This window comes from Pseudomonas sp. MWU347, from assembly GCF_017947305.1.
Lineage (GTDB): Bacteria > Pseudomonadota > Gammaproteobacteria > Pseudomonadales > Pseudomonadaceae > Aquipseudomonas > Aquipseudomonas putida_A.
Window position 1 is genome coordinate 32,033 of sequence record NZ_JAFGZB010000006.1, and the last position, 15,042, is coordinate 47,074.

The 15,042-nt window shown below is 61.3% G+C and carries 13 protein-coding genes; 11 read left to right on the forward strand and 2 right to left on the reverse strand.

Going from position 1 to position 15,042, the window contains the following annotated elements:
* Window positions 1–374 precede the first annotated feature (374 nt).
* From KCG87_RS14355 to KCG87_RS14370, 4 genes are read left to right on the forward strand one after another with little or no spacing between them, the layout of a single operon-like run.
* Window positions 375–845, forward strand: coding sequence for a (2Fe-2S)-binding protein (locus KCG87_RS14355; protein WP_027612345.1), 471 nt, complete (start codon window positions 375–377; stop codon window positions 843–845).
* Complete coding sequence (locus KCG87_RS14360) at window positions 842–3,163, forward strand: xanthine dehydrogenase family protein molybdopterin-binding subunit (RefSeq protein WP_210558168.1); 2,322 nt, start codon at window positions 842–844, stop codon at window positions 3,161–3,163. Before KCG87_RS14355 ends, KCG87_RS14360 begins: the two co-directional genes overlap by 4 nt.
* Entirely contained in the window at window positions 3,163–4,143 is a 981-nt protein-coding gene (locus tag KCG87_RS14365) for an XdhC family protein (RefSeq protein ID WP_210558169.1), read from the forward strand. The genes KCG87_RS14360 and KCG87_RS14365 overlap by 1 nt, the downstream gene beginning before the upstream one ends.
* Window positions 4,140–4,736: a nucleotidyltransferase family protein gene (locus tag KCG87_RS14370; protein ID WP_210558172.1), complete on the forward strand. Its 597-nt coding sequence runs from the start codon at window positions 4,140–4,142 to the stop codon at window positions 4,734–4,736. The genes KCG87_RS14365 and KCG87_RS14370 overlap by 4 nt, the downstream gene beginning before the upstream one ends.
* Before the next feature lie 189 nt (window positions 4,737–4,925).
* Here KCG87_RS14370 and rne read toward each other — a convergent pair whose 3' ends face one another.
* The gene (rne, locus tag KCG87_RS14375) at window positions 4,926–8,165 is read right to left on the reverse strand and encodes a ribonuclease E (RefSeq protein WP_210558174.1); all 3,240 of its coding nucleotides are present in this window, start codon (window positions 8,163–8,165) and stop codon (window positions 4,926–4,928) included.
* A 699-nt stretch (window positions 8,166–8,864) separates the two neighbouring features.
* Between rne and rluC the strand changes: the two genes are divergently transcribed.
* From rluC to sppA, 3 genes are read left to right on the forward strand one after another with little or no spacing between them, the layout of a single operon-like run.
* Window positions 8,865–9,827 (forward strand): 23S rRNA pseudouridine(955/2504/2580) synthase RluC, encoded by a 963-nt coding sequence (gene rluC, locus KCG87_RS14380; protein ID WP_007950779.1) that lies wholly within the window; start codon window positions 8,865–8,867, stop codon window positions 9,825–9,827.
* Complete coding sequence (locus KCG87_RS14385) at window positions 9,814–10,476, forward strand: HAD-IA family hydrolase (RefSeq protein WP_027612351.1); 663 nt, start codon at window positions 9,814–9,816, stop codon at window positions 10,474–10,476. Before rluC ends, KCG87_RS14385 begins: the two co-directional genes overlap by 14 nt.
* Before the next feature lie 24 nt (window positions 10,477–10,500).
* Complete coding sequence (gene sppA / locus KCG87_RS14390) at window positions 10,501–11,490, forward strand: signal peptide peptidase SppA (RefSeq protein ID WP_095137203.1); 990 nt, start codon at window positions 10,501–10,503, stop codon at window positions 11,488–11,490.
* Between the two features lie 52 nt (window positions 11,491–11,542).
* Here the strand turns inward: sppA and KCG87_RS14395 are convergent, their stop codons facing one another.
* Window positions 11,543–12,121, reverse strand: coding sequence for a nucleoside triphosphate pyrophosphatase (locus KCG87_RS14395; protein ID WP_210558176.1), 579 nt, complete (start codon window positions 12,119–12,121; stop codon window positions 11,543–11,545).
* A gap of 105 nt (window positions 12,122–12,226) precedes the next feature.
* Here KCG87_RS14395 and KCG87_RS14400 point away from each other — a divergent pair, with 105 nt between their 5' ends.
* The 4 genes from KCG87_RS14400 (at window position 12,227) to fabD (ending at window position 15,026) form a co-directional block, all read left to right on the forward strand.
* Window positions 12,227–12,754, forward strand: a complete 528-nt coding sequence (locus tag KCG87_RS14400; RefSeq protein ID WP_003204262.1) for a YceD family protein — start codon at window positions 12,227–12,229, stop codon at window positions 12,752–12,754.
* A gap of 13 nt (window positions 12,755–12,767) precedes the next feature.
* Entirely contained in the window at window positions 12,768–12,950 is a 183-nt protein-coding gene (gene rpmF / locus KCG87_RS14405) for a 50S ribosomal protein L32 (protein WP_003179396.1), read from the forward strand.
* Between the two features lie 4 nt (window positions 12,951–12,954).
* Complete coding sequence (gene plsX / locus KCG87_RS14410) at window positions 12,955–13,965, forward strand: phosphate acyltransferase PlsX (protein ID WP_080963300.1); 1,011 nt, start codon at window positions 12,955–12,957, stop codon at window positions 13,963–13,965.
* A gap of 122 nt (window positions 13,966–14,087) precedes the next feature.
* Entirely contained in the window at window positions 14,088–15,026 is a 939-nt protein-coding gene (fabD, locus tag KCG87_RS14415) for an ACP S-malonyltransferase (protein WP_210558178.1), read from the forward strand.
* Window positions 15,027–15,042: the final 16 nt, after the last annotated feature.

Consider the following 15,042-nt stretch of genomic DNA (forward strand, 5'->3'; position numbering starts at 1 on the left):
CCAAAGCCCTGCACTGAGCAAAAAGTGCAGGGCTTTTTTGTTAACGGTGGGTTAACTTAGCCAGCTAACGATAACCGTCATTTGCTCCACCAAAGGCCCGGTGCAGACGTTCGCGTCGGCACAAGAGAGCCTGTGCCAACCACATATCAGTCAGCGATGACCCTGTGGCGAGGGAGCTTGCTCCCGCTGGGGCGCGTAGCGGCCCCGCTTTCAAGAAGGGCCTGCTCCGCAGTCCAGCGGGAGCAAGCACCCTCGCCACAGGCTCAGTGTTCGGCTTCACTGATGTGTATTGGCCCATTAGCCTGAGTCGATCTGCGTGAACCACCGCCAGTTCTGCTCGACCCCATAACCACCAAGAATATGCGGGCGTGCCCATGATTACCCTGAAACTCAATGGCCAGGATCACCCACTGGATGTCACCGAAGACATGCCGCTGTTGTGGGCAATCCGTGATGTCGCCGGTTACAACGGCACCAAATTCGGCTGCGGCATGGGCCTGTGCGGTGCCTGCACCATTCATATCGACGGCTTGCCGGCGCGCAGTTGCATCACGCCGATCGGCTCGGTGGTCGGGCAAAACGTCACCACCATCGACAATCTGCACGCCGATCCGGTCGGGCAAGTGGTGCAGCAAGCCTGGCTCGATAGCGCCGTGGCGCAGTGTGGTTTTTGTCAGGGCGGACAGATCATGTCCGCCACCGCGTTGCTCAAGACCAACCCCGATCCGAGCGACGAGCAGATCGAAGAGGCAATGGTCGGCAACATTTGCCGGTGCGGCACCTACAATCGGATCAAGACCGCGATCCGCCAGGCCTCGACTCACTTGAAGGAGGCCAAGGCATGAGCCGCTTGCCGAATGATTTCGCCCTGAGCAATCTCAGCCGCCGTGGCTTTCTCAAGGGCGTCGGCGCCACGGGCGCATTGGTGCTGGCCGCGAGCTGGGGCTGGCAGGATGCACTGGCTGAAGACAAACCGAAGAAGTTTGGTGCCGACGGCATGCCCAATGGCTGGATCGACGATCCCAAGGTCTACGTCAGCATCGCCGCGGATGGCACGGTCACCGTGGTCTGCAACCGCTCGGAAATGGGCCAGGGTGTGCGCACCAGCCTGACCATGGTAGTTGCCGACGAACTGGACGCCGATTGGGCCAAGGTCAAAGTCCGGCAAGCGCCGGGTGACGAAGTACGTTTCGGCAACCAGGACACTGACGGTTCGCGCAGCATGCGTCACTGGTATGAGCCGATGCGTCGTTGCGGCGCGGCGGCCCGGACCATGCTGGAACAAGCCGCCGCCGCGCAATGGCAGGTGCCGGTGGGCGAGTGCCAGGCGCAGCTGCACAAAGTCCTGCACACACCGTCCGGTCGCGAGCTGGGTTACGGCGAACTTGCCGCTGCAGCCAGTGCACTGGCGGTGCCGGCCCGTGACAGCCTGCGCCTCAAGCAGCCGTCAGAGTTCCGCTACATCGGCAAGGAAGGCACCAAAGCCATCGACGGTGCCGATATCGTCAACGGGCGCGCGGTGTACGGCGCGGACGTGCATTTCGACGGCATGCTCTACGCCACCATCGCCCGTCCGGCGGTGTACGGCGGCAAGGTCAAGTCGCTGGATGACAGCGCCGCGCTGAAGGTTCCGGGTGTGCTGAAGATCATGCAGATCGAGAGCCGTCCGCTGCCTTCGGAATTCCAGCCGCTGGGCGGCGTAGCGGTGATTGCCAGCAATACCTGGGCGGCGATCAAGGGCCGCGAGGCGCTGAAGATCGAATGGGACGACGGCCCCAATGCCAGTTATGACTCGATCGCTTATCGCAAGGAACTGGAAGCGGCGTCGCGCAAACCCGGCAAAGTGGTGCGCAACACTGGCGATATCGACAAAGCCTTGAGCGGCGCCGTCAGCAGCCTCGAAGCGTCCTATTATCTGCCGCATCTGGCGCAGGCACCGATGGAGCCGATGGTCGCCATCGCGCGCTACGACAAAGGTGTGTGTGAAGCGTGGGCGCCGAGTCAGGCGCCGCAGGTAACTCGCGAGCGCATCGCCGAGCGCCTCGGGCTGCCGTTCGACAATGTCACCTTCAACGTCACGCTGCTCGGTGGCGGTTTCGGCCGTAAATCGAAGCCGGATTTCGTCGTCGAAGCAGCGATCCTTGCCAAGGAGTTCCCCGGTAAAGCCGTGCGGGTGCAATGGACCCGCGAGGATGACATCCACAACTCGTATTTCCACACGGTGTCCGCCGAGTATTTGAAAGCCGCTGTCGGCAAGGACGGCATGCCCTCCGGCTGGCTGCATCGCACAGTGGCGCCGAGCATCACTGCGCTGTTCGCCCCGGGCATGAACCATGAAGCGGCGTTCGAACTGGGCATGGGTTTCACCAATATGGCTTACGCGATTCCCAGCGTGCGCCTGGAAAACCCCGAAGCCACGGTGCACACCCGGGTCGGCTGGTATCGCTCGGTGTCGAACATTCCTCACGGTTTTGCGATTCAGAGTTTCGTCGACGAACTGGCGCACAAGGCTGGCGTCGATCCGCTCAAGTACCAGATCAAGTTGCTCGGCCCGGATCGGCAGATCGACCCGCGTACCCTGAGTGAGGAGTGGAACTACGGCGAATCCCCCGAGCGCTACCCGATCGACACCGGGCGCATGCGCACGGTACTGGAAACCGCGGCCAAGGCTGCCGGCTGGGGGCGCCAATTACCCAAGGGCCGAGGCCTCGGTCTGGCGGTGCATTACAGCTTCGTCACCTATGTGGCGGCGGTGATCGAAGTCGAGGTCAAGGACGACGGTACGCTGATCGTGCACAAGGCTGACATCGCTGTTGATTGCGGACCGCAGATCAACCCTGAGCGCATTCGCTCGCAGTTCGAGGGCGCGTGTGTGATGGGCCTGGGCAACGCGGTGCTGGGTGAAATCAGCTTCAAGGATGGCAAGGTCCAGCAGGACAACTTCCATATGTACGAAGTGGCGCGCATGTCGCTGGCGCCGAAGGAAATCGCGGTGCATTTGGTGACGCCGCCGGGCGACGTGCCGTTGGGCGGAGTCGGTGAGCCGGGCGTGCCGCCGATTGCGCCGGCACTGTGCAATGCGATCTTCGCCGCCACCGGCCAGCGCATCCGTAACTTGCCGGTGCGTTATCAGTTGCAGGGTTGGCAGAAGGCGCAGGCGTAATGGACAGCGCCGATCTCAACGTCCTGCGCAGCGTGCTTGAATGGCGCCGCGCCGGGCAGCGGGTGGTGCTGTTCAGTGTGGTGCAGACCTGGGGCACTGCGCCCCGGGCACCCGGCGCGATGCTCGCATTGCGCGAGGACGGCGTGGTGATCGGCTCGGTGTCCGGCGGTTGTGTCGAGGATGACTTGATCGCCCGTCTGCACGACGGGCGCATCGCCAGCGACGGCCCGCCAGTGCAACTGATTACCTATGGCGTCACCCGCGAGGAGGCGGCGCGTTTCGGCTTGCCCTGTGGCGGCACGCTGCGCCTGACCGAGGAGCGGGTCGCTGATCCGGCGTGGGTCGCCGAGTTGCTGGCGCGTTGTGAAAACCATGAGATTGTCGCCCGTGAGCTGAACATCGAAACCGGTGAGGTTGTGCTGTCGGCGGCGAGCAAATCCGATGTGCTCGAATTCGACGGCAAGACCCTGCGCGCCATTTATGGTCCGCGCTGGCGTCTGTTGTTGATCGGCGCCGGGCAGCTGTCGCGTTACGTGGCGGACATGGCGCGGCTGCTGGATTTCGAAGTGCTGATCTGCGATCCGCGTACCGAGTTCGTCTACGGTTGGGAAGAGCACCACGGTCGCTTTGTCCCGGGCATGCCGGATGACGCGGTGTTGAGCATTCAGACGGACGAACGCACAGCCATCGTCGCGCTGACTCACGATCCCCGTCTGGATGATATGGCGTTGCTCACCGCGCTCGATTCGCCGGCCTTCTATGTCGGTGCACTGGGGTCGCGGGTCAACAGCCAGAAGCGCCGGGACAATCTGGCTCAGCTAGGCTTGTCAGAAGCCGCCATTGCGCGATTGCACGGGCCGATCGGTCTGCACATCGGCAGTCATTCGCCAGCGGAGATTGCTCTGTCGTTATTGGCGGAGATTGTGGCGATCAAGAACGGCGTCGAGTTGAAACAGAAGAAAGTCGTGGAGGGCACATGAGTCGATCTATCGCAGTGATTGTGCTGGCGGCGGGCGAGGGCAGTCGCTTTCGCCAGGTTGCCGGTGCCGACAAGGACAAGTTGCTGGCCGATTGCACCGGGCGTGATGGCGCGGTGCGCTCGGTGATCGAGCAAGTGTTGCTGAATCTGCCGGCCAACCTCGACAAGCGGGTGCTGGTGACCACTGAAGCGCGGCCGCAGGCGATGCGCATGGCTCAGGCTTATGGCTGTGACGTGGTCTCGATTGAATCGACCGGGATGGGTGACAGTATTGCGGCTGGCGTTGCGGTTTGTCCGGATGCAGATGGCTGGCTGATCGTGTTGGGGGACATGCCGTTTATTTTGCCGTCGAGTATTGAGCGGGTGGTGGCGGCAATGACCGATGACGCGGTTAGTGTGCCGGTGCAGGAGGGCGAATTTGGGCATCCGGTGGGGTTCGGGCGTTCGTTCGGGCCGGGCTTGCAGGCATTGAGTGGTGATCGCGGGGCCAGACCGTTGTTCAAGCAGGGGCGGGTGGTTGAAGTGGTGGTGGATGATCCCGGGGTGTTGTGGGATATCGATGTGCCCGATTCTCTTGTATTCCCCCAATCCTGAGCCTCCTGCAGAGCTTTTGTGGGAGCGGGCTTGCTCGCGAATGCGGAGCGTCAGTGACTTCCAGGGTGGCTGACACACCGCATTCGCGAGCAAGCCCGCTCCCACATTGAAGGGTGGTGATGCTTGAGCTGGAGGCAATAAAAAGCCCCGCCTGATTGCTCAGGCGGGGCTTTTTATTGGCTTGCGGAATCAGACGAGCGGTTTAGTCTCGTGTTCTTTTTCCTCGGCCGCTTGGTGATGCTCCACCGCGTCCTGAACGGAGCGTGGTGCTTCGGCGATCACCGATTCAACCACGGCCTCTTCAGTCACCGCAGCAACTTCGACCACTTCAGCCGCCGGAGCAGCAGCGGCAGCCAGTTCGGCTTCCTTCTGCAGACGCTCGGCTTCACGCTTGCGGCGACGCACTTCACGTGGGTCGTTTGGCGCACGGCCGTTTGGCGTCAGGGCGCTGACCGGAGCGGCTTCAACCACTGGAGCAGGGGCTTCGGCAACCACTGGCGCTTCGACCACCGGTGCTTCAACCACTGGCGCTGGAGCAGGTTCAGCGGCTTCGACCACTGGCGCGGCAGCCTTGGCTTCTTCAACCACTGGGGCTTCAACGACTGGCGCTGGCGTTTCAGCGACGGCAGGCTCGGCAACCCAGTTGAACGCGGTCTGTTCTTCGCGAACTTCACGCACGGTTTCGGTCACGGTTTCAGCGACGGTTTCAGCAGCCGGCTCTGCGGCCACAACTGGCGCTTCAATGGCAGGTTCTGCAGCGGCTTCAACCTGAGGCAGAGTTTCTTGAACCGGTGCCACTTCGACTTCCGGAGCAGCAACCACTTCCACTGGGGTGGTGGCCTCAACGACCGGCGCTTCCACTGGAGCGGTTTCCTGAACAGCGGCGGTAGCGCGTTCGGCTTGCTCGTGAGCCTGTGCTTCGGCCGGAGCGCTGATCACGCTGCTGGCAACAGCGGCAGTGACGGCCAGGCCGGCAGCCAGATCGGCAGCGCTTGGTGCTGGTTCAGCGTGTTCGCCGGACTCGGACTCTTCCGAACCTTCGATCACGTTGCCGTTGGCATCACGCTGACGCTCGCGACGGTTGCTGCGACGACGCTGACCACGGGAGCGACGACGTGGACGATCGCCTTCGGCGTTGTCCTGACCGTCTTCCGGCAGTTGCTCTTCGTTGCTGTTCACTTCTTCTTCAGCAACGGCAGCAGCAGCTTGCTCGGCACGTGGTTGACGCTCTTCACGCGGTGGGCGCGGTGCGCGCTCTTCGCGTGGCTGACGGGCCGGACGCTCTTCTGCGACCACAGCGGCAGCGGCAGCTGCTACGGGTGCAGCCGGAGCGGCGTCCAGTGGTTCGCGCAGTTCACGTACACGCTCTTCACGCTCGCCACGTGGCTTGCGGTCTTCGCGCGGCGCACGTGGTGCACGTTCTTCACGCGGAGCGCGGGGTGCGCGTTCTTCGCGAGCGGCCGGTGCTTCGCTGCGGGCTTCACGCGGCTCGCGGACTTCACGGGCTTCACGTGGCTGACGCTCTTCACGCGGCTCGCGTGGGGCGCGTTCTTCACGCGGTGCACGTTCTTCGCGCGGCTTGCGCTCTTCATCGCGGCGACCGTTACGGTTGCGGCTCTGCTGACGACCGTTGCGACGCTCTTCGTTGCGGGCCGGACGCTCGGTGGCCGGTTTTTCAACGACGACCGGAGCGGCAGGCTCTTCTTTGGTCGCGAACAGGCTGACCAGCGATTTCACCAGGCCCTTGAACAGGCTTGGCTCTGGCGCGGCAACCGGAGCCGGTGCAGCAGCGACAGGCGCGGCGACTTCGGTCGGCACCGGCGCATTGGCACGGGCCGGCGCAGTCTTGACCGCGGCTTCCTGGCGAACCAGGGTGCGGGTCGCAGCGGCTGGCTGGACTTCTTCGACTTCGGCAGCGGCAGCAGCGATTTCGTAGCTGGACTGGTTGGTCGCAGCTTCCGGGCTGTCGTCACGCAGACGCTGAACTTCGAAGTGCGGGGTTTCCAGGTGATCGTTCGGCAGAATGACGATACGGGCACGGGTGCGCAGTTCGATCTTGGTGATCGAGTTGCGTTTTTCGTTGAGCAGGAACGCGGCGACCGGGATCGGCACCTGAGCGCGCACTTCGGCAGTGCGGTCTTTCAGGGCTTCTTCTTCGATCAGGCGCAGGATCGCCAGCGACAGCGATTCGACGTCACGGATGATGCCGGTGCCGTTGCAGCGCGGGCAGACGATGCCGCTGCTTTCGCCCAGCGATGGACGCAGGCGCTGACGGGACATTTCCAGCAGGCCGAAGCGCGAGATGCGGCCGATCTGCACGCGAGCGCGGTCGGCTTCCAGGCATTCGCGGACTTTCTCTTCCACGGCGCGCTGGTTCTTGGCAGGGGTCATGTCGATGAAGTCGATGACGATCAGGCCGCCGATGTCGCGCAGGCGCAACTGACGGGCGATTTCTTCGGCGGCTTCAAGGTTGGTCTGCAGCGCGGTTTCTTCGATGTCGCTGCCTTTGGTGGCGCGCGCCGAGTTGATGTCGATGGACACCAGGGCTTCGGTCGGATCGATGACGATGGAGCCGCCGGAAGGCAGTTCGACGACGCGCTGGAAAGCGGTCTCGATCTGGCTTTCGATCTGGAAACGGTTGAACAGCGGAACGCTGTCTTCGTACAGCTTGATCTTGCTGGCGTACTGCGGCATCACCTGGCGGATGAAGGTCAGGGCTTCGTCCTGGGCTTCAACGCTGTCGATCAGCACTTCGCCGATGTCCTGGCGCAGGTAATCGCGGATGGCGCGGATGATCACGTTGCTTTCCTGATAGATCAGGAATGGCGCGGAGCGATCCAGCGAGGCTTCTTTGATGGCGGTCCACAGTTGCAGCAGGTAGTCGAGGTCCCACTGCATTTCTTCGCTGCTGCGGCCCAGGCCGGCAGTGCGCACGATCAGACCCATGTCGGCTGGAGCAACCAGACCGTTCAGCGCTTCACGCAGTTCGTTGCGCTCTTCGCCTTCGATGCGACGGGAGATACCGCCGGCACGCGGATTGTTCGGCATCAGCACGAGGTAACGACCGGCCAGGCTGATGAAGGTGGTCAGGGCGGCGCCCTTGTTGCCACGTTCTTCTTTTTCGACCTGAACGATGACTTCCTGGCCTTCGCTCAGGACGTCCTTGATGTTGACGCGGCCTTCAGGGGCTTTCTTGAAGTATTCGCGGGAGATTTCTTTGAGGGGCAGGAAGCCGTGGCGCTCGGAGCCGAAATCGACAAAGGCAGCCTCAAGGCTTGGTTCGATGCGAGTGATACGGCCTTTGTAGATGTTGGCCTTCTTCTGCTCGCGTGCACCGGATTCGATGTCCAGGTCGTAGAGGCGTTGGCCATCTACCAGTGCAACACGCAACTCTTCGGGTTGAGTTGCGTTAATCAGCATTCTTTTCATGTAGTACCGTCGGTTTCCGGGCTGCCGGAAACGGCGTTCGGCACACACGACTTCTCACGGTCGGTGTCAGGTGCGTCGGGAGTGGTTGGCCATTCCCGTGTCCAGCGATGTCAGGCCAATTGGGCCGATATCGCGACGTACGCGTCCTGCTTGCTGTGGCTACTTAAGCACTCAGTCAGGAGGAGGAATCAACCAGCGGCTGTGGACGAGATGAAGCGTCTTGATAAAGCCTATTGCTACACAGTCCGGCGGTTGTGCATCTCCACCCTACACGTATCCCTGATAATTCGGGTGCTGCCGCGCGCAGAATCCGCAGCGGGTTGGCATTTACCGTGAGCTCCGAAAGGGGAGGTCACGCATCATGGCTAATTCAGGCGATGTTTCCGAAGCCTTCGCTCGGGGTCATCTGCAGCTGACTGCACTTTGTGAACTGGCCTCGAATATTTGCCTGTCAGGCGAGTGAAAACTCTGCTCGACGGTGTAATTCAGGCCTCATGTCACCTGCGCTTGTTACAACTGCAAACTCCACCGTTACGTAGCGAAAGCCCCGTAGGACGGCCTCGCGTCCTGGTGAATTGCGTTGGTCAGGGCCGGTTTTTGACCGTGGTTCCGCTGTCCAGGCCGCTTTTGGCGGCGTTCGCGACTATAGCAGCAATGATTAAGTGCTTCAATTCCATAAAAATTGTTATCATCCGCGGCATGACAACTACTGCCCCTTCGACTCCAGGCGTTCAACTGCTTGAAGTCTCGCCGGAGTATGCCGGCCAACGAATCGACAATTTCCTCCTTGCCCGGCTCAAAGGCGTGCCCAAGACCTTGATTTACCGCATTTTGCGTAAAGGCGAAGTGCGCGTGAACAAGGGGCGGATCAAGCCCGAATACAAGCTGCAGGCCGGCGATATCGTGCGCGTGCCGCCGGTTCGTGTGCCTGAGCGCGACGAACCGGTGCCCTTGGCTCAGGGTCTGTTACAGCGCCTGGAAGCCTCGATTGTCTACGAAGACAAAGCCCTGATCGTGATCAACAAGCCCGCCGGCATTGCGGTTCACGGCGGCAGCGGCTTGAATTACGGTGTCATCGAAGCCTTTCGTCAGTTGCGCCCCGATGCCAAGGAGCTGGAGCTGGTTCACCGTCTCGACCGTGACACCTCCGGCCTGCTGATGATCGCCAAGAAGCGCAGCATGTTGCGGCACTTGCACGCCGCCTTGCGTGGTGACGGTGTCGACAAGCGTTACATGGCGCTGGTGCGCGGCAATTGGGCGACCTCGATCAAGCAAGTCCGTGCGGCGCTGGGCAAGAGCAATCTGCGCTCCGGCGAGCGCATGGTCGAGGTCGACGAGGAGGAGGGCAAGGAGTCGGTGACCGTGTTCAAGGTCCTGCGTCGTTTCGGCGACTTTGCCACTCTGATCGAAGCCAAGCCGATCACCGGTCGCACGCATCAGATCCGCGTCCATACGTTGCACGCCGGGCACTGCATTGCCGGCGACACCAAGTACGGCGATGACGGTTTCAGCAAGGAAATCCGTGATCTGGGCGGCAAACGTCTGTTCCTGCACGCCTACATGCTGACCGTGCCGCTGCCCGATGGCGGCGAGCTCAAGTTGCAGGCACCAGTGGATGAAATGTGGGCCAAGACCGTGGAGCGATTGAGTGCGCCCATCTGATTACAAACTGCTGATTTTCGATTGGGACGGCACCCTCGCTGATTCCATTGGTCGGATTGTCGAAGCGATGCATTCTGCGTCCGCGCGTTCCGGTTTCGAGTTGCGTGATGATTTTGCCGTCAAGGGCATCATCGGTCTGGGCTTGCCCGAGGCGATCCGCACCTTGTACCCGGACATCAGTGATGCCGAGATGACCTTGTTTCGCGAGTATTACGCTGATCACTACATCGCGGCAGAAGCCGTGCCTTCGCCGCTGTTCGAAGGCGTAGTGGAGTCGATGGCGTCGTTTCGCGAGCAGGGCTACCACCTGGCGGTCGCGACCGGCAAGAATCGTCGTGGACTGGATCGGGTGCTCAAGGCCAATGGCTGGGAAGATTATTTCGATATCACCCGTGCCGCCGACGAGACCGCGAGCAAGCCGCATCCGCTGATGCTCGAGCAGATTCTCGCGCATTGTCGCGTGCGGCCCGAGCAGGCGCTGATGGTCGGGGATTCGTCCTTCGATCTGCTGATGGCGCGTAATGCGGGCATGGCGTCGGTGGCGGTCAGCTACGGCGCGCAGTCGATCGAGTCGCTGCAGCAGTTCGAGCCGCGCCTGTCGATCGACCGTTTTAGTGAATTGCACGCCTGGCTGGGGCAGCAGGCTTAATACGTTTTTGCTGGGGTACAGCGCATGACCGACGAATGGAAAGCACCGGCCAAGGCAAGTGCCGACGACGGTGACGAGAAAAGCTGGAAGCTGCTGGAAAAGACTTTGCTGGCCAGTGTGCAGGAGCAGCGTCGCTCGCGGCGTTGGGGGATCTTCTTCAAGCTGCTGACGTTTGTTTATCTGTTTGTTGCGCTGATCCTGTTCACGCCGCTGATGGACATGGAAAAGAGCGCCACCCGTGGCCCGAACTACACCGCGCTGATCGACGTCACCGGCATGATTGCCGACAAGGAGCCTGCCAGTGCCGACAACATTGTCGGTAGCCTGCGAGCAGCCTTCGAGGACAAGAAGGTCAAGGGCGTGATCCTGCGGATCAACAGTCCGGGCGGCAGTCCGGTGCAGTCGGGTTATGTGTATGACGAGATCAAGCGTCTGCGCGGTCTGCACCCGGATATCAAGGTGTACGCGGTGATTTCCGATCTCGGTGCGTCCGGTGCCTATTACATCGCCAGTGCTGCGGATCAGATCTATGCCGACAAGGCCAGTCTGGTCGGCTCCATTGGTGTAACGGCGGCCGGTTACGGGTTTGTCGGCACCATGGACAAGCTCGGCGTCGAGCGTCGCACTTATACCTCGGGCGAGCACAAATCGTTTCTGGATCCGTTCCAGCCGCAGAAGCCTGACGAAACCGCATTCTGGCAGACCGTGCTGGATACCACGCACAAGCAGTTCATCAATAGCGTCAAGCAGGGTCGTGGCGATCGCTTGAAAGACAAGGAGCATCCGGAGCTGTTCTCCGGGCTGGTCTGGTCCGGCGAGCAGGCGCTGCCATTGGGCTTGATCGATGGCCTGGGCAATGCCAGTTCGGTGGCGCGGGATGTGATTGGCGAGAAAGAACTGGTGGATTTCACTGTGCAGGAATCGCCGTTCGACCGCTTCTCGAAGAAGCTCGGTGCCAGCGTGGCTGAGCAGTTGGCGATGTGGATGGGTTTCCACGGGCCTTCGTTGCGTTAAGCCTGGTGCAGTGTTGAAAAGAAACCGGCCTCAATGGCCGGTTTTTTGTGCGTTAAGGGATTTGCACGCCCTCGGCCAGCAGCATGTCGATCAGGCGAATCAGCGGCAGGCCGATGAGGCTGGTGGCGTCAGGCCCTTCGGTGGATTGGAACAGGCTCACGCCCAATCCTTCGGCCTTGAAGCTGCCGGCGCAGTCGTAGGGCTCCTCCAGGCGCAGGTAGCGTTCAATTCGCGCCTCGTCGAGCTGACGCATGTGCACGGTAAACGGCACGCAGTCGACCTGGCAGTGGCCGGTCTGGCTGTTGAGCAGGGCCAGGCCGGTGAGGAAGGTCACGCTGGCGCCGCTGGCGGCGAGTAGTTGCTCGCGAGCCTTGTCGAAGGTGTGTGGCTTGCCGAGGATCTGATCGCCGAGCACTGCGACCTGATCCGAGCCAATAATCAGATGAGCGGGATGGCTCGCGGCGAGTGCGCGGGCTTTCTGTTCGGCGAGGCGCTTGACCAGTTCGATGGCGGATTCGCCCGGCTGGTGGCTTTCGTCGATATCCGGCGAGCTGCAGACGAACGGCAGGTGCAGGCGGGCGAGTAATTCCCGGCGATAAGTCGAGCTTGAGGCGAGTAATAAAGGCAGCATTGGCGTCTCCTGAGGCAGGTGCGAATTCTAGCGGAGGCACGCAAGTGACGGACAGGGCACAATTTCCTTTGACATGGGTGGGTGCATCCCTATAATGCTGCGCCTATGTTGAATGACCCGATTCCACCTCACGTTGACCCGCGCAAATTGGCTGACCGTGGCACCACCCTTCAAGGTGAACTGCTGCTGGCCGATTTGAAGAGACTCTGCGACCCGCTTTCCGACGATGTCGGTACGGTGCAGGCCAAATTCGTTTTTGAACGAGATGAACGTAAATCTGTGGTGATCCACAGCTTTATCGACACCGAAGTCAAAATGGTTTGCCAGCGTTGTCTTGAGCTGGTCACCCTGCCGATCCACAGCGAATGCAGTTACGCTGTAGTGAAGGAGGGTGCGAATACCCAGTCGTTACCGAAAGGTTATGACGTGCTGGAACTGGGCGAAGATCCATTGGATCTGCAGTCACTGATCGAGGAGGAGCTTCTGCTCGCCTTGCCCATTGTGCCTGCTCATCATCCGGAAGAATGCCAGCAGCCGGCGGGAGCAGATGAACCCGAACCGAGCGAGGACGAGGTAACGCGGTCCAACCCGTTCAGTGTATTGGCGCAGTTAAAGCGTGACCCAAACGTTTAGGAGTTAATCAATTATGGCTGTTCAGCAGAACAAAAAATCCCGCTCTGCCCGTGACATGCGCCGTTCGCACGACGCTCTCGAGGCTAGCACCCTGTCTGTAGAAAAAACCACTGGTGAAGTTCACCTGCGTCACCACGTATCGCCAGAAGGCGTATACCGTGGCCGTAAAGTGATCGACAAGGGCGCTGACGAGTAATCACTTGTCCGCTCAAGTCATCGCGATTGACGCAATGGGCGGGGACTTCGGTCCCCGCAGCATTGTTCAGGCCAGCCTTGCTTGCCTTTCTGCTACGCCCTCGCTGCACCTGACCCTCGTCGGTCAACCCTCCCTACTTGAAGAACTGATCAACGGCCAATCGGCTGCCGATCGCGCGCGCCTGACGATTGTCCCGGCGTCTGAAGTCATCACCATGGACGAAAAGCCGACCCAGGCCTTGCGTGGCAAGCCGGACTCGTCGATGCGTGTCGCCCTTGAACTGGTGCGTGATGGCAAGGCTCAGGCCTGTGTCAGTGCCGGCAATACCGGGGCGTTGATGGCGCTGTCGCGATTTGTGCTCAAGACCTTGCCGGGGATTGATCGGCCGGCGATGGTGGCGGCGATTCCGACGCAGAAGGGTTATTGCCAGTTGCTCGACCTGGGCGCCAACGTCGATTGCAGCGCCGAGCATCTATTGCAGTTCGCGGTGATGGGCTCGGTGGCGGCGCAGACGCTGGGCATCGCCCGGCCGCGTGTCGCGTTGCTGAATATCGGCACCGAGGACATCAAGGGTAATCAGCAGGTCAAGCTGGCGGCGACCTTGTTGCAGGCGGCGCGCGGCATTAACTACATCGGTTTTGTCGAGGGCGATGGTCTTTATCGCGGCGAGGCAGATGTGGTGGTCTGCGACGGGTTTGTCGGCAATATCCTGCTCAAGTCCAGCGAGGGCCTGGCGACGATGATCGCTGCGCGCATCGAGGCCTTGTTCAGGAAAAACTTTGCTTCCCGCGTGGTAGGTGCTTTGGCCCTGCCATTGATGAAGCGCCTGCAGGCGGATCTCGCACCGGCGCGACATAACGGCGCAAGCTTCCTCGGCTTGCAGGGTATCGTGGTGAAAAGTCACGGTTCGGCCGGGGTTCAGGGTTTTCAGAGTGCAATTCAGCGCGCGCTGATCGAGATTCAGGAGAACCTGCCCGAACGCCTCCACGGTCGTTTGGAGGATCTGTTGTCTTAGGCGTTTTCGTCGGACAATGCTTAAATGTGACCGCCCGGTTCAAAGGGCCATCCAACTGTCAGTTTCTTGCGTCCCCCAGTGGGGCGTCATTTTCGACGACAAGATCATTAGGGGCTTGTTACATGTCTGCTTCCCTCGCATTCGTCTTTCCAGGACAGGGTTCGCAGTCCCTCGGCATGCTGGCCGAGCTGGGCGCGGAATATCCGTTGATCCTCGAAACCTTCAAAGAAGCCTCCGCTGCTCTGGGCTATGACCTGTGGGCACTGACCCAGCAGGGCCCGGAAGAGCTGCTCAATCAAACCGACAAAACCCAACCGGCCATTCTGACCGCTTCGATCGCCCTGTGGCGTCTGTGGCTGGCTGAAGGTGGCGCGCGTCCGGCATTTGTTGCCGGTCACAGCCTGGGTGAATACAGCGCGCTGGTTGCTTCCGGCAGCCTGAGCCTGGCCGACGCGGTGAAGCTCGTTGAGCGCCGTGGCCAGTTGATGCAGGAAGCCGTTCCGGCCGGGCAGGGCGGCATGGCTGCCATCCTCGGTCTGGAAGACGCTGATGTACTGGCTGCCTGTGCCGAAGCGGCGCAGGGCGAAGTGGTCAGCGCGGTGAACTTCAACTCGCCGGGTCAGGTAGTGATTGCCGGCGCCAAGGCTGCGGTTGAGCGTGCCATCGAGGGCTGCAAGGCCCGTGGCGCCAAGCGTGCCATGCCGTTGCCGGTGAGCGTGCCGTCGCATTGCGAACTGATGCGTCCGGCTGCCGAGCGCTTTGCCGAATCCATCGCCGCCATCGACTGGCAGGCGCCGCAGATCCCGGTCGTACAGAACGTCAGCGCGCAAGTGCCGGCCGATCTGGAAACCCTCAAGCGTGATCTGCTTGAACAGCTGTACAAGCCCGTTCGTTGGGTTGAATCGGTTCAGACGCTGGCTGCCAAAGGCGCGACCAATCTGATCGAATGCGGCCCGGGCAAAGTGCTGGCCGGTCTGAACAAACGTTGCGCCGAAGGCGTTTCGACCTCCAATCTCAACACCCCAGACGCTTTCGTTGCCGCCCGTGCAGCGCAGGCCTGAATCAGGAGAAACTTGC

Coding starts and splice junctions, on each gene's coding strand:
- KCG87_RS14355 (WP_027612345.1), top strand. CDS start 375: ATGATTACCCTGAAACTCAATGGCCAGGATCACCCACTGGATGTCACC.
- KCG87_RS14360 (WP_210558168.1), top strand. CDS start 842: ATGAGCCGCTTGCCGAATGATTTCGCCCTGAGCAATCTCAGCCGCCGT.
- KCG87_RS14365 (WP_210558169.1), top strand. CDS start 3,163: ATGGACAGCGCCGATCTCAACGTCCTGCGCAGCGTGCTTGAATGGCGC.
- KCG87_RS14370 (WP_210558172.1), top strand. CDS start 4,140: ATGAGTCGATCTATCGCAGTGATTGTGCTGGCGGCGGGCGAGGGCAGT.
- rne (WP_210558174.1), bottom strand. CDS start 8,165: ATGAAAAGAATGCTGATTAACGCAACTCAACCCGAAGAGTTGCGTGTT.
- rluC (WP_007950779.1), top strand. CDS start 8,865: ATGACAACTACTGCCCCTTCGACTCCAGGCGTTCAACTGCTTGAAGTC.
- sppA (WP_095137203.1), top strand. CDS start 10,501: ATGACCGACGAATGGAAAGCACCGGCCAAGGCAAGTGCCGACGACGGT.
- KCG87_RS14395 (WP_210558176.1), bottom strand. CDS start 12,121: ATGCTGCCTTTATTACTCGCCTCAAGCTCGACTTATCGCCGGGAATTA.
- KCG87_RS14400 (WP_003204262.1), top strand. CDS start 12,227: ATGTTGAATGACCCGATTCCACCTCACGTTGACCCGCGCAAATTGGCT.
- rpmF (WP_003179396.1), top strand. CDS start 12,768: ATGGCTGTTCAGCAGAACAAAAAATCCCGCTCTGCCCGTGACATGCGC.
- fabD (WP_210558178.1), top strand. CDS start 14,088: ATGTCTGCTTCCCTCGCATTCGTCTTTCCAGGACAGGGTTCGCAGTCC.